Annotated in this window: 8 protein-coding genes; all 8 read left to right on the forward strand. The window is 54.7% G+C overall.

Annotated features, from left to right (window positions below; translation table 11 throughout):
- The first annotated feature begins 362 nt into the window (after nucleotides 1–362).
- The 8 genes from AABA21_RS20330 (at nucleotide 363) to AABA21_RS20365 (ending at nucleotide 15,269) form a co-directional block, all read left to right on the forward strand.
- Nucleotides 363–3,062 (forward strand): DEAD/DEAH box helicase, encoded by a 2,700-nt coding sequence (locus tag AABA21_RS20330; protein ID WP_338253278.1) that lies wholly within the window; start codon nucleotides 363–365, stop codon nucleotides 3,060–3,062.
- A 352-nt stretch (nucleotides 3,063–3,414) separates the two neighbouring features.
- Nucleotides 3,415–5,739: a serine/threonine protein kinase gene (locus AABA21_RS20335; protein ID WP_338253279.1), complete on the forward strand. Its 2,325-nt coding sequence runs from the start codon at nucleotides 3,415–3,417 to the stop codon at nucleotides 5,737–5,739.
- A gap of 113 nt (nucleotides 5,740–5,852) precedes the next feature.
- The gene (locus AABA21_RS20340) at nucleotides 5,853–7,940 is read left to right on the forward strand and encodes a serine/threonine-protein kinase (RefSeq protein ID WP_338253280.1); all 2,088 of its coding nucleotides are present in this window, start codon (nucleotides 5,853–5,855) and stop codon (nucleotides 7,938–7,940) included.
- Nucleotides 7,941–8,005: 65 nt separating this feature from the next.
- Nucleotides 8,006–9,760, forward strand: a complete 1,755-nt coding sequence (locus tag AABA21_RS20345) for a hypothetical protein (protein ID WP_338253281.1) — start codon at nucleotides 8,006–8,008, stop codon at nucleotides 9,758–9,760.
- A gap of 55 nt (nucleotides 9,761–9,815) precedes the next feature.
- Nucleotides 9,816–10,280, forward strand: coding sequence for a hypothetical protein (locus AABA21_RS20350; RefSeq protein WP_338253282.1), 465 nt, complete (start codon nucleotides 9,816–9,818; stop codon nucleotides 10,278–10,280).
- A gap of 420 nt (nucleotides 10,281–10,700) precedes the next feature.
- A complete protein-coding gene (locus AABA21_RS20355) occupies nucleotides 10,701–12,404 on the forward strand; it encodes a hypothetical protein (RefSeq protein WP_338253283.1) in 1,704 nt (567 codons plus the stop codon).
- 315 nt (nucleotides 12,405–12,719) lie between these two features.
- Nucleotides 12,720–13,580, forward strand: a complete 861-nt coding sequence (locus tag AABA21_RS20360; protein WP_338253284.1) for an ABC transporter ATP-binding protein — start codon at nucleotides 12,720–12,722, stop codon at nucleotides 13,578–13,580.
- 9 nt (nucleotides 13,581–13,589) lie between these two features.
- Nucleotides 13,590–15,269, forward strand: a complete 1,680-nt coding sequence (locus tag AABA21_RS20365) for an ABC transporter permease (RefSeq protein ID WP_338253285.1) — start codon at nucleotides 13,590–13,592, stop codon at nucleotides 15,267–15,269.
- Nucleotides 15,270–15,321: the final 52 nt, after the last annotated feature.

Genomic DNA, 15,321 nt, shown 5'->3' on the forward strand with positions numbered 1-15,321 from the left:
TGCGCCAACGTAGGCCTGGGGCAACTACGTTTTACAGCGACATGCGCGGTCCCACCCTGCTTCTTCACCAAACAGTGAAGCCACTCAGTTATGTTCAATGCATCCACCTCAGAAGCGCCCTTCATCCGCCTGCGATTGCCGACCTCACACCAATTGTCGGCTCGCTGTTATCCAGTACAGATTACTCTTCTTCCTCAACGCTGGAACGCATTTTGTATTTGTATTGTATAAGCATTAGTATAGCGAAGAACCATGCGAGTTGCAAGTGATACAGCCCAAACTAGGACATTCGCTACCTTGTGAAGGTTATTGAGAGGTGTTACAATAATGCGAAAAATAGTCGGTAATGAATTAAAGAAGAGATGGAAGAATACGTGGTGACCGAGCACGATCCCCAGGCTGATATCCAGGCCTTTGCCGCGCGTTATACATTTCCAATTGACACGTTTCAACTGGAAGCGATGGACCAGCTCGCGCACGGACAATCCGTGCTCGTCGCGGCACCTACGGGGACAGGAAAAACCCTGGTAGCAGAGTACGCCATCTGGCGTGCCCAACAAAAGAAGCAGAGAGTCATCTATACGACCCCTTTAAAGGCCCTCTCGAATCAGAAGTACCGCGATCTGCGTGAGGTATATGGCGCGGACGCCGTGGGCCTGGTAACCGGTGATATCGTTGAGCGCAGTCGCGCCTCGATCGTTATTATGACCACTGAAGTCTATCGTAATATGCTGCTTGAAGAAGAGAGCGATCCAGCGTCCGCCGGGGGTCCTTCAAATCTGGCGGATGTCGGCTATGTCGTTTTCGATGAGCTGCACTATCTGAGCGATATCGGGCGTGGACCAGTATGGGAAGAAGCCATCATCTGCTCCCCGCCTCATGTTCAGCTCGTTGGTCTCTCGGCCACGGTCAGCAATGCCGAGGACCTGGCCAGCTGGATCAGCCGCGTCCACCGCCCAATCTCTTTGATTACCCACGAGCAGCGCGCGGTACCATTGGAACACTACTACTTCCTGGACGGCAAACTGCACCTGGTACAGGACGCGGACGGCAACCGGATCGAGAAGTTTCCCCAGACCGGAGGTGAAGCCAAACTGGCGCAGATGCTGGGCCGCAACCGGGTCTTTACCTTTGACGACGAGGATGAGGATGAGGATGACGATTTAGATACCGATCTCTGGGAAGAGCGCCGCCGCCGCAACCGGGCGCCACGACCACAGGATCACCGCCTCTCGCGCAAGGAGCGCGAACGGCTACGTTCTCAACCACGCAGGGGATCAGGATCGGGACTTAAAGAAAGCTCTAACCAGACGGAGGAGCGCGATGAAAACAGTCCACAGGCCAGCACCAGTGCGGAAGCGCAGACCAATGGAGACGTGGCGCACCAGGAGAAACCACGCGGACGCCGTCCCCGGCAGCGCAAAGCCCCCGAACCGGGCGAGATCCTGACTGTCCTGCGTGATAAGGACATGCTGCCTTGTCTCTACTTCCTCCCGGGTCGACGCGTTGTGGAAGAGGCCGCCATGAGCGCCTCCCAGCACAACTTCACGACCCCAGAGGAAGAAGCCTTGATCCGCGAGGAGACCAGCATCTGGCTGGAACACCTTCCCAAGGAAGACCGCAATCTGCAACAGGTGCATGCCCTGCTCAGTCTACTGCCTCGTGGCCTGGCCTTTCACCATGCTGGACTGCTGCCGGGACTGAAAGTGCTGGTAGAAACGCTGTTCGCCCGTGGTCAATTGCGCGCCGTCTTCGCCACCGACACCCTGGCGCTGGGTATCAATATGCCCGCGCGCTCCGTCATTGTGGGCAGCCTGAGCAAGTTTGACGGCCAGGAGATGCGGCTACTCACACCCAACGAATACCGCCAGCTCACGGGACGCGCCGGACGCCGTGGCATGGACACGCGTGGAGCTGCTATCATTCCCTATTCGCCCTGGGAACCATTTGAGTCATCGTTCCAGAAGATTACCGGCGATATGTTGCCCGTCACCAGTTCATTTGTGATCCGCTACAACTCGGTACTCAATCTCTGGCGACCCACCGATCTTCAGCACCTGCGGCGCATCTGCGCCTCCAGCCTGCGTGAGTATCAGCGCTACCTGCTCTGGGAGATCAACGAGCTCCAGCGGCTGGAAAAACGCTACCGCAAGGCCAGCAAGTCGGGCAAAAAGAAAAAGGGCGCGGCATCCGCAGAGGCGGAACAAGCTCTGGAGAGGCGGCGTGAGAAGATCGGCGCCTTCCCGCTCAGCCGTGCCGGAGCCGCCGAACTGGATGGGACCATCTTCGCCCTGCGTGCCCTGGGGCATATCGGGCAGGATGAGCAGCTCACCCTCAAAGGGCGGCTGCTGCGCAACATCTTCCATCCCGCCGGCATCGTGCTGGTCGACCTGATCACCAATGGCTACCTGGACGAGCTCTCGCCGGCTGAACTGGCCGAGGTCTGTAGCTGGTTCACGTACGACAACGATCGGCGCCTGAATAATCGGCATGTCATGCATGCGCGCCTGACCCAGGTACGTCGTGAGCTCTGGCACGTTATCCAACACGTACGAGGAGTTGAGGAGCGCGCTGGCATCAGCGCAACACCGGGCTTTGTACCTGAATTTCATGGCCTCGCCCTCTCCTGGGCCCGTAACATGACGCTCAGTGGCCTGATGAAGCGCATCGATCTGGCCGAAGGCGACATCATGATGTTGCTCAACCAGACCATCGATCTCATCCAGCAGATCCAATCAGCCGTTGGACAGGTATTGGACAGCCGTGATATCTGGGAACAGCTCTCGCCAGTCATGGTCGAGGGCATCTACAATGAGAGCAACACGCCCCGCTACGAGAAGAGGCGCAACGAGCAGCAACAGCAGCAGCGGGCCAGCATGGAGCGCCTGCGTCCCATGCTAGCGCAAGCCTCCGCGGCTCTGCTCCACGGCATTATAGCCCAGAGCCGCACAGTACCCTCGATGGCGGTCCAGATTGGAGCCGAAGAGGTCCCTCTGGATGCCGAAGAGGATCGCGATCCTCAGGGCCTCTCAGACACAGAAACATTCGTCGGTGACCTTTAACCAACGTCGTGTGTGAGCGTGCAGGCAAGGGACGGCTCGCCGTCCCTTGCCTGCACGCTCACACACGAAATCTCTTCTTGAAATTCACTGAAACAGACTACATGTCTTACACCCCTCGCAAAAAACAATTCTGCGTATAATCCAATGCTACTAAGTAGCACGAAAGCACAAATTGACGCAGTAATAGACATTACTTTGGTCATGCTTGCCCTGCCATTTCATTGTCAGACGCATGGAAGTTGACTAATATGTACAAAGGTACAAGTATGTCGGGAAGGTGGGGTGAAGAGGTTAAGCTTAGTATTCGCTGGCAAAGTGAGCGCCAGTTGTAATAGAGGGGTAGAGAGTTTTGATGAACGCAGAAGCATTGATTGGAAGGGTATTGGGCACATGCACGCTCCAGAAACTGGTAGGACAGGGGGGCATGGGGGCCGTATTTCTTGCCCAACAGTCCCGCCCTCGTCGTCAGGTTGCGGTCAAAGTGCTTCTACCGATAACACAATTAAACGCCAACCAACTGGCCGCATTCCTGGAACGCTTTCGTCGTGAAACTGATGCCGCAGCCTCGTTGGAACACCCAAACATTATGCCCGTGCATGAATACGGGGAGCAGGGCGGCCTGGCATACCTGGTCATGCCCTATGTATCTGGAGGCACCCTGCGCGATGAATTGGAGCGAGAAGGGCCTCTCAGCCTGCAACACACCGTAGACTATTTAGAACAACTCGCCGCCGCCCTCGACTTTGCTCACGAACACGGGGTCATCCATCGCGACATCAAACCCGCCAACATCATGGTCACCAACGAAGGCCGTCTGCTACTATCCGACTTCGGCCTCGTCAAAATTATCGCCGAAGGGCAGACGCCGCAGGTGCGATTGACTGGAGCTGGCGCGCCAGTCGGCACACCAGACTATATGGCGCCGGAACAGGTCATTGGTGAAGAGGTCGATACCCGTGCCGACCTTTACTCACTGGGAGTTATCCTCTTCCAGATGCTCACCGGGACAACGCCTTTCCAGGGTGAGACACCGATGCAGATCGCGGCACAGCATCTGCAGATACCACCTCCCTCGCCACAGATGCTGCGCCCGGATCTACCGATCGCGGCCGAGCAGGTGGTGCTGCGAGCAATGGCGAAGCGTCCCGGAGACCGCTATATGCGTGCCCAGGACATGGCCCGGGCGTTTCGCTCGGCCGTCGTCAATGCGGGTATCCGACTGGATCCAGAGCAGACATGGGCGGGACTGCTGAGCGGTTCAACCGCTTCACGCCTGGCTATTCCCAGAGGTCAGTTTGACCCCATGCGCCAGACCGCCTCGATGCCTAAAGTGACGAAAGCGGATGCACAGTCAAGGGGGAACGCGCTGAACCGGCCCGCCAACAATCCGATTCCTCAGCAACCGGTCGCGGAACCAGTGCTACCTCGACAGAGTGGTGGACTGCTGGGCCGCACCAACACGATACCCACCGGAACCCCCGCTCGCCCAACGGGTGGTCTGCTCTCAAAAAGCGGTCAATGGCCACCGGCTGGATCGGGGGCCATGCCCACAGTGGGCGCACCTGATCCTGTCGGCGCACCCAGAGCGGCCGGTGGTGGGCTCCTCTCTAAGACCGGGCAATTCCCCCTGGTCGGGGCGGGCAACGGCCTCAATCCTGCCTGGAGTAAAGAGCCGCCACAGACGCCCAACAACCTGGCTCAGAATGCGGCCTTCCCTAAAACACCAACGAACACCCTGACCACAACAGAGCAAAATGGTTCAACCGGCACGCTTAAACTGAATGATCCGGTCAAAGTAGTAAAGGTGCCAGTCGCCGGCCAGCCCGGACGCTATATTACCGGCATCCTACCCTTTGAAAGGCAAGCAGAAGAGAAGCCAGCCGAACCGGCCCCCGTTAAACCAGGTCTTAAGCCATGGATGAGGAATACTATCGCATTGGTCATTGTATGCGTGGTCCTGGCATCCATAGCCGGGGGGCTCCTGTTCTCGCAGCATCAGAACACAACGCAGGGCAACCAGCAAACGAACACAACGGCGGCGGGCAATGCCGCCAATGATCCGGCCACGATGGCCAGCGCGACCGCGAACGCCAATGTGCTGGTTTCCGATCCCTTGAGCAAAAACATCAATGGCTGGCGCACCGATCCCGCGAATCTCTATGCCTTTAAAGGTAACGCGTATCATATCGCGGTGCAGAACAACAAGGGCAGCGGCGCCATCCTGCCGCAAAAAACGTTTGATGGTCCGCTCACCTATCGCATAACCATGCAGGAGGTCAAAGGTGACGACAACGATCCCAATAACACCTTTGGCATGCTCTTGCGCTTCAACCAGCAACAGAAAAACGGCAAGACCAACACAACCTTTTACACCTTTGAAGTGACAAATGTAAAAGGAAAAGAATACCAGTTCTGGCGCTACGATGATAGCCAGCAAAATCCCTGGATACAGGTCAAAAATGGCACCCTGCCAACGGGGAACGAATTTCACCAGGGCAAGCAGGCCAATACCATTGCGATCGCAATGAATGGTGACAGATTTACGGTTACCGTCAATGGCAAAAAATTATCCAAAGTTTTTCAGGATGGAACCTATAAAAATGGTTCTGTGGGTATGATCGTCAATAAAGATGGCACGGAAGTAGCCTTCACGAATCTCTTACTTACACGTAACTAACACCTTCTATTACAACTGTCTTGTAAGTTCACAGAAAGGGGACAGCCTCTGGGACGGTGTTTGGATCATTCACACCAGATAGCCAGCTTTTGTCGGCAAAGGGGTAAAGTATCATGAACGCAGAAGAGTTATGCGGCAAGGTGCTCGGCACCTGCACGCTACAAAAGGTGATTGGACGGGGTGGTATGGGTGCAGTTTATCTGGCTCAGCAGTCTCGTCCGCGCCGCCAGGTTGCGGTCAAAGTTCTTCTACCCATTACGACCTTCAAACCGCAGCAACATAGAGCATTTCTAGAGCGCTTCAGACGAGAAACTGATGCGGCCGCTTCGTTAGAGCATCCCAACATTACACCGGTCCACGAGTATGGAGAATTAGATGGATTGGCGTACCTGGTTATGCCCTACATCAGCGGTGGGACCTTACGCGACGAGCTGGATACAGAGGGCAAGTTACCTTTGACGCGCGTGGTGAGCTATCTCGAACAGATGGCGGCCGCGTTGGATTTCGCGCATGAACGCAAGGTTGTCCACCGTGACATCAAGCCAGCCAATATTTTAATGACGCCAGAGAAGCGCCTCCTGCTCACCGATTTCGGCCTGGTCAAGATTATTACCGACGGCAAGCAGCGCAGTCAGAATCCACTCTCCGAGGTCGGGATGCCAATGGGAACGCCAGATTATATGGCTCCCGAGCAAGTTATAGGTGGCGTAGTAGACGCGAGGGCAGATATCTATTCGCTGGGCGTCTTACTCTATCATATGGTGGCGGGTACGCCTCCCTTTCAAGGCGAGACGCCGATGAAGGTGGCCCTGCAGCATTTACATACGCCACCGCCGCTACCCAGAATGTATCGCCCAGATCTGCCCCCGGCCGCCGAACAGGTGATTTTACGCGCCCTGGCGAAACGGCCAGTTGATCGCTACCTGCGGGCACGCGACCTGGCCAGCGCCTTCCGCCTGGCCCTGGAAGCGGCTGGCGTACAGGTCGACGGATCGGCGGAAGCTGGTAACCGCCGCCGGGGACTCTTTGATCCGGTCTGGCAAAGTCAGATGCCCACAGCAACGGTGACTCCTCAACGGGAACCGGTGAAAGCGACGCACGAATCGGTACAGCAGATCTCTCAGGAGCCAGCCGGCAAGGCCGCCCAGCCGTTTACCGCACACCACGATATTGTGGCCCAGACCAGGATGACGCTACCATCATTCTCCGGTATCCTGACCGAGACAGATATCGCAGCCTTCAAGTCCGCCAGTCCACGGCCAACCGCATTGCCGGGGGCGGACTCGCTGCTGCAGGCCCAGGGGATTCCAGAGACGCCAAACAGCGGCCTGACACCTTTGCCACCAACCATTGGGACCGAAGTCCGCCACGGCGGCCAGCGACCAGGGTCCAGGCAGACACCTTTGCCACCGGTAGCGGAAAATATGCAATCTGCCCTGCCAGGCAATAACCAGATCGGGAATGACACAGAGACCGGGCCCAGAAAGATGTTTATGCCGCCTCGTCTGAAACTGGGGCATAAAACGAATTTGCGCGGCCTGCACAAGGGCGCCAGCAAACCGGGAGGACTGCCAACCGTGCCACAGCCCCTGCTAAAGGCCACTCCTGAACAGGACTATCGCGTGACAACGAACGAAAAGACGACACGCGCATTCGGTCTGCTCGCGGGCATCCAGCCGGGGGCTACCAAAACGGAATCCCTGGTCCAATCGCATCATGAGCCGGGCATCCTGCCAGGAATGCCGGTCGTGGATCATCAAGCAGCGACAAAACAAAATAAGAAGATATCGACCGAAGTACTATCGGTGCTCTCTCAATGGCCTACTCTGATAGAATGGGTCAAGAGCCACTCCAAGTGGCCTACCTTGATAGAATGGGTCAAGAGCCATAAGAAGACAGCACTGGTGGTTGGCGCGATCATCCTGCTGGTCCTGGGCTTGCTTCTATACATGCTCACGCGTCCGGCTTCCAGCACGCCAGCATCGGGCGAACGCGGACCATCAAACAGCATAGCGTTCACAACCGGCGCCAGCACACGGTTCACAGCCAGCGGGCCAACGATCCTTCCGGATCATCCTTTCAGCGCACCTGCAGTTGATAGAGAGCAAGAAAAGCAAAAAGGGGGTCCGGCGTTTGCCAGTTCCGCAAGCGAGGACGTGCACATTCAAACACAACAATATTTAAAACAAACAGGATATTGAGCCGGGGCAAGCCCGGCAAACGCCATTACCGTTGACATACGCTATTTACGACCGGTGAGAGATATATGAATAACCAACAAGGACCTTTTAACTCGCCCTTTTTCCCAAAGGCGGGGGAGCGAGAAACAGAGCCATCTGAAAATACAAAGACGACCAATCAACATGGTCGCCTGGGACATAGAACCAGCCTGCGTGGGTTGCAGCAGCAGAATACGGGGCCTGTGTCTACGAATACTGCGGGCACTAATGCTCAACAACCGTTTGCCCCGTCACAGCCGTCCTGGGGAACCAATGGGGGGCCGCAATCCTTCCTGCCCCAACAGCCCTGGAACAATCCGGGTCAGGCCTTCCAGGAAAACCAGCAGCAACAGTATGGAGCAGACATGCAGAGCTTTCCATCCTCACCGGCTCAACCTGGTAATCCTACAAACAGGCGAACGCCCACTGGCCAGTTAGGTCCTGGTGCGTCCATGTTTCATAATCCACTAATGCCGAGGGGAAACACACAACAGCTGGGCAATGCTGGTTCGTCCGCGAACAACTTTAACAATCTACAAACAGAGGCTCACGTGCCCGTCGATGGCACGCCCAATGCCACCCAGAACTTCGGCAATAGCGGCGCATTCAGGCGACCAACCGGCACACTCGGTAGCACCGGCACATTCAGAAATCCAACCGGCGCACTCGGTAGTAGTGGCACGTTCAGAAATCCAACCGGTGCACTCGGCAGTAGTGGAATACACCCAAATCCTTACGCCACCAGGGACCTGGGTAATATGGGGCTCGTACCCAGCCCAACCGGAACCCTGGGCAATACCGGTACCCTGATGCATCCGGCGGGCGAATACAGTGGTGATACTGGCATGCTCAAGCTCAATCAGGCCGTCAAAGTTGTGCGCATCCCCGTCGCGGGTAAGCCAGGCGAGTACAAAACAGGCATCCTGCCGGTCATCTCGCAGGGTAATACTGGCGCGCTGCCGCCAGCACAAAACCCGGCGAAGAAATCCAAAAAGAAGAGCACAGTTATGATGCTGGCCATCCTGGTCGTGCTCGTCATCTTTGCCTCTGGCATCTACATGTTCACCCGTTCAGGTGGCAGTAACATGGAGGCCAACCCGGGAAGCACGGCAAACGGGGACAACGCACAGAACCAGGCCAATTTGAAAGCCACGGCGACCGCCAACGTTGAGGCCACCACGACGTTTAACAACCTGATATTCGACGATCCGCTGGAAACTAATGGTAGAGGCTGGTTAACGACAAACAACCGCCCTGACCTGGTAAAAAAAGGCATCGTTATGAACTTCACAAACAATGCCTATCATATCGGTTCAGCTAAAGTTGGTGACAATACATACTTCGCGTCTTCCGTTCTGCGCAACGAGGATATACCCGCCAAATACACCTACAGTGTGGATATGCAGCAGGTGAAGGGCAAAGATGACAGCGACTTTAACTTCTTTGGTCTGCTGTTTAGCTACACGGAGATTGGCGGGCAACCGATAGCTTACGCATTCCGTGTCATTAACAATAAAAGTGGTTTGAGGTACGAATTTTGTACCCTCGACGGCCGCAAAACTCCCGTCTGGTCCGATCCCATCTGGAAGCAGAATGCTGGCAAGGAGTTCAAAGGAACTAAAGCCAAAAACACCCTGAAGGTGCATGTAGATGGGCATAACTTTACCTTCTGGGTGAATGGGAAACAGGTAGGTAAAGCGCATGATACCAGTTTTGGCACCGGTTCCATTGGCCTTGGTGTGAATGGACAGGCTGGTGGTTCAGAGGTAGCATTTACCAATCTTGTGCTGAGCAAGAATTAAATTTTCGTTGATCTTATCAATTTTCATCATCAATAACATGGGTGGAGGTACTCGTTTGATAGTATTTAATAGCGCTCTCATATCAGCCACGGTCGCGCAAATAAGTGGATTGAGCTTCAAATCAACAGCGGTGATCCCCGTGGTACTATGTGTCACAGGCTTTCTGTGTCTGATCAATGTGGGTCTGGCCATCTTCTATCGCCACAATAAGCGAGCGGAGATTATCACATACTACGCGGCCTTCGCCTTTGAGCTGATCCTGTTCGTAGCTGCGTTCCTGGTACTGCTGGGGGTCTTCTCTCAGTCGTTCTTCCGCCTCCCTGCCGGTCTGCCGATCAACCAGGGTGAGATCGGCGTGGCACTGGCCATTGGGCTCGGCCTCTTTCCAGCCGCCTACTGGCATCGCATCAACATCTCTGAGCTGCCTAAACGCATCACAGAGGATGGCCAAAACCTCAAAAACAACCAGATCGACGTACGCATCCGCGACCGCAGCATTCCCGGTGAATGGATGAATTAAAGATAGTTATCCCTCAAAACATGGAGAGATAGGCTAGAGCAAAAAACGCGCGTCAAACGCGCGTTTTTTGCTCTAGCCTATCTCTCCATGTTTTGAGGGCAACTTCCCATATGTGGTACCTGATCTAATCATAAGGGTCAGGTAGTTGCAGAAATAGCTTTGATCTGCTAAAGTAGCAGCACAATAGTTGATAAATGTCCGGAACAGCTATAGTCGGCACAAAAAGTCATTGGACCGAATATTGCGGTGCAAAGAGAGACCCATTATAAAAGCTAACCGGGTAGCATCAAAACCAGCAGGTAATATTTAAAACACAAATTTACGGTTTCTACTTATCCAGCGGACATATATAAAAACGTCACAGCGTCATTCTTTTTCATTGTTAGACCTACACACCCATTGATTATCCGCGAGAGATGTATGAATAATCAGCAGGAATCTTTCAATTCTCCGTCCCTTCCAAAGATGGGGGAGCCAGAGACAGAGAACCAACGCATAGCTCCCCGTTTGAGGCCGAAAACAAAGCTGCGTGGTCTTGCGCCATCACAATCGAGCGCGCCCACCACCCAGACACCCTCATCCGTAGACAACGCAGGCACGGATACTTCCCAGTCCTTTATCCAGACGCCAGAGCCATGGGCGATGCCTGGTACACAGGCATTTTCATCATCACAAAGTGGAAATTCTTCTCGGCAGATCTCCTGGCATGAAATGGCCACGCAGGCCTTTCAGGATGCCCAGCAATCAAGGGGCGGAACAAACACTCAGGAGTCTCTAACACCGGTTCAATCTCCACGACCAGATACAACTGAAACGCTTGCGCAGTCGGTGCAGGCGCCATCAGGCAAGCAGGCGAATGGGCACACATCACAGCTCAATAATAAGCCGAGGTTCTCGAAATCGGCGTTCTCTAAGAGAAACGATCAGCGGACAGGCGAAACGGGCACACCCACGACCAACCTGACCGATGCCAGTTCCAATACGCAGGCCGATCTTAAACCATCCAACAACCTCAACGGCGCGACCGGCGCCCTACCTCCTGATCCCAACGCTACCAGGAATCTGGGCAACACTGGTATCTTGCCGGGCCCAACCGGAACACTGGGTAACACCGGCACCCTGATGCATCCAGCGGGCGAGTATAGTGGCGACACCGGCATGCTCAAACTCAACCAGGCCGTCAAAGTCGTGCGTATCCCCGTCGCCGGCAAACCCGGCGAATATAAGACGGGCATTCTGCCCATGTTAGCGCAAAGCAATACCAGCACGCTGCCACCAGCGTCCCCACCACAAAAGCAGACCTGGCAGCAGAAAATCAAGCAGCACAGCAAGCTTGTAGCGCTGGCCACCTTAATCGTGCTGGTCATCTTCAGCTCTGGTATCTATCTGCTCACCCATACAGCGGGCAATACAACAGCCAGCACAAAGCACGACAGCAATTCAACAAAACAGGTCAGCCTGAACGCGACAGCTACTGCTGACGTCAAGGCCACCGCCACCTTTGATCAGTCCTTGCTCATCAGTGACTCCCTAAGCTCCAATACCAGAGGATGGTTAACAACACAGACTCGCGAGGAGCTGACAAAAAAAGGCATTAGGATTTTTTTCCAGGACAATGCTTATCACATTAGCTCCACCGCGACCGGTGGCATCACCTACTTCGCGGACTCCCTTCTGGTAAACGAGACACCCCCTGCCAACTTTACATTCAGTGTCGATGCTCAGCAAATCAAAGGCGATGAGAATAGCCAATATAATTTCTATGGCCTGCTCTTTAGCTATGTAGAGATCAATCAGCAGCCCATCTCCTATGCATTTCGGGTCATCAACACTAAAGCGGATCGAAGATATGAATTCTGCACCTTCGACAATCGCAGGAAAGAGCACAAATGGTCCGAGCCAATATGGAAGAAAGCGACCGGAAAAGAGTTCCATGGCGGGAAGGCAAAAAATAATCTGGAGGTCCAGGTGAAGGACCATGCCTTTGCGTTTTATGTCAATGGCCAGAAGCTTGGCTCGGTAAGGGATGCTAAATATGGACCCGGTTGGATCGGCATGGGAGTCAATGGCCTTCCAGCTGGTTCCGAGGTAGCATTCACCAATCTCTTGCTGACAAAAAATTGATTTTAGCCTTATTATGACTATACAATGGAGATGTTCCCGCACAGGCATTGCAGCACCTGTCTGTAGCTTGCGGGATCGTATCCATTGACCCACCTATCCTAAAAATCGCAATAGAGGGGCAAAAGATTTGATTATGCCTGTTATCCTACGTCAGTATAGGTGTGTCCATTGCAAATAGCGTATTGCTATAGGTAGCATAGCGAATAGCTATTTTCAGGCGGACAGCAAATGATCAAGCACGAACGTATAACGCGTGAGGCAAGTGCCAGGATTAGCCATAGCAATATTCATTACAATAACAAAGGGATAATAAGTATGACGATGTACCCTGAACCAAACGCATCTAGCAGTTCAGCGCCGATTGAACAGTATAACTCTCCTGTTCCGGCCCAGACAAATACTGCATATGCCGTGGTTAGCCGCAATCTTGTGCGTCAATTTGATCAGAAGCTGGCGGTCAATAATCTTAACCTGGCGGTCCAGCCGGGGGAGTTCTTTGGGTTTCTTGGGCCCAATGGCGCGGGCAAATCAACGACCATCAAAATGATGGTAGGACTGCTGCGACCAAGCTCCGGCAACGTCTGGGTTGGCGGCGTCGATGTCTGGCAAGATCCGTTGCGGGCGCGCGCGCTGATGGGCGTGCTCCCTGAGTACTTAAACCTCTATGAGCGCCTCTCTGGTCGTGAGTTTATCACCTTCTCGGGACATATGTATGGCGTGGCCGAAGCCGACATCCAGAGGCGCACAGAAGAACTGCTGCAGGTGCTGGACCTGAGCAACGATGCCGACAAATTGATTGTTGACTATTCAGTCGGTATGCGTAAGAAAGCTGCCCTGGCCGCGGCCATCATCCACCGTCCCCAGGTACTCTTTCTCGATGAACCATTTGAGGGCATTGATCCCGTCAGCTCACGCGTCATTCGTGATATCCTCCATGACCTGACGCGCCGTGGCACCACCATCTTCTTCTCATCGCACATTATGGAAGTGGTTGAGCGCCTCTGTACACGTGTGGGCATCATCAATCAAGGGGTGCTGGTAGCTGAAGGTACCCTTCAGGAACTGCGTGAGCGCGCCAGCGGCAGTGGTGGTAATAAAGACGCCACTCTGGAAGACATCTTCTTGAATGTGATCGGCGTGCGCAACGAGAACCACAATTTAAGCTGGCTGGATTAGGAGGATATCGTGCTTATCCACGGTGATAAACTTCGCTGGTTATTCTGGCTGCGCTGGAAGATGTTTACGCGCGGCTTTACACGCGGCAACAAGGTTGGTCGCATCATCGGCACCATTTTTCTCGCCCTGTTTGTGCTGGGTATGGGTGTAACCATCGCGGGCGCGACCTTTTTTGCCTACCGCCTCCTGCCCGAGCCGGCCAATGCCGAGATACTCTTCCTCGTTCTGACCGGCATTTTCTTGCTCTGGCTGCTTCTACCGCTACTAGAGTTTACAACCAATGAGGGGCTAGACATCTCCAAGCTGGCTCTCTTCCCCTTAACCAGGGGAGAACTGATGCTGAGCCTGGTCTTCTCGACCCTGCTGGATATTCCAACGGTGGGCCTGGTCATCGCCCTGGCGGCGGTGGTGGCGGGCTGGGCTACATCAATTCCACTGGCATTGATGGCGCTACTAAGTATGCTGGTGTTTTATGTGCAGCTGGTCGCCGCCAGCCAGCTGGTGCTGGCCCTGCTACAGAAGGTATTGCAGAGCCGCCGCTTCCGCGATCTCAGCGTAATTCTGATCGTCCTGCTCTCATCCAGCGGCTACCTGTGCCAGTTCGCCGTACGCGGCTTTATCAACAGGGGCTCCTACGATACGCTGTTACAGGCGCACATCTCGCCCTACCTGCAGTGGTTGCCTCCCGGCATGGCGGCCCGTACCATCCAGCAGGCGGCGGTGGGCAACTGGCTGATGAGCGCCGTATGGCTGCTGGCGCTGGTCATAATCACGTTTCTGTTCCTCTTCTTCTGGCAGATGATTGTGGAGCGGGGCCTGACCACAGCCGAGAGCGCGGGAACGGCCAGGGCGGTACGCCGCCAGAACGTAACCGGAACAACCTCGGGCAACGTGCTGACGCGCCGCATCCCGGTCCAGGTCAAGGCCATTCTGGAAAAGGACCTGAAGTACTTCTGGCGTGATCCACAGATCAAGGCCGTCTTCCTGCAATCGATGGTCTCACTGGTCTTCCTGATCCTGTACTTTGGCTTTACCTTTTTCAATAACAGTGGCACCAATAGCGCACGCCTCTTCGCGCGGATAGGACCCTGGGCCGTGCTGATCGCGCCGCTGTTCCTTATGCTCACGCTCTACACCCTGTCCTATAACTCGCTAGGATTTGAGCGGCAGGGCATTACGACCCTCTTCCTGTTCCCAATCAATCCCAAATATATTCTCTGGGGCAAGAATATCGCGATCTTCATAGTGGGACTGGTAGAGATCTGCGTGCTGATTATGATCGCGGCCATCATCACCAGAGCCTGGACCTTTATAGGGCCGGCCCTCGTGCTCGGGCTGGCCGCCATGGGCATCATTCTAGGCATTGGCAATTTCACCAGCGTCTACCTGCCGCAGAAGATGCGCCTGGCGCGGCGCGGCTTCCAGACCTCTTCCAACCTGTCGGCGGAAGGAGGCTGTCTACGCGCCATCATGTCCATGGTAGCCTTCATGATCATGCTGGTCCTACTCATACCGGCGGCGGCGGCGGTCGCGGTCCCCATCTTCCTCCACATTGAGTGGATCTGGATCTTAACGCTGCCCGCATCCCTACTCTATGGAGCTGCTTTCTACATTATTGTTACCAACATAGTCGCTCCACGTATCCTTAAACAAGCGCCCGAGATCGCGGGGATTATATCCAGAGAGTAAAGACCATTCTAAAAAAATTGCTCGATGTCGTTCTTACGAACGACATCGAGCA

The organism is Dictyobacter halimunensis (assembly GCF_036245075.1).

Coding starts and splice junctions, on each gene's coding strand:
- AABA21_RS20330 (WP_338253278.1), top strand. CDS start 363: ATGGAAGAATACGTGGTGACCGAGCACGATCCCCAGGCTGATATCCAG.
- AABA21_RS20335 (WP_338253279.1), top strand. CDS start 3,415: ATGAACGCAGAAGCATTGATTGGAAGGGTATTGGGCACATGCACGCTC.
- AABA21_RS20340 (WP_338253280.1), top strand. CDS start 5,853: ATGAACGCAGAAGAGTTATGCGGCAAGGTGCTCGGCACCTGCACGCTA.
- AABA21_RS20345 (WP_338253281.1), top strand. CDS start 8,006: ATGAATAACCAACAAGGACCTTTTAACTCGCCCTTTTTCCCAAAGGCG.
- AABA21_RS20355 (WP_338253283.1), top strand. CDS start 10,701: ATGAATAATCAGCAGGAATCTTTCAATTCTCCGTCCCTTCCAAAGATG.
- AABA21_RS20360 (WP_338253284.1), top strand. CDS start 12,720: ATGACGATGTACCCTGAACCAAACGCATCTAGCAGTTCAGCGCCGATT.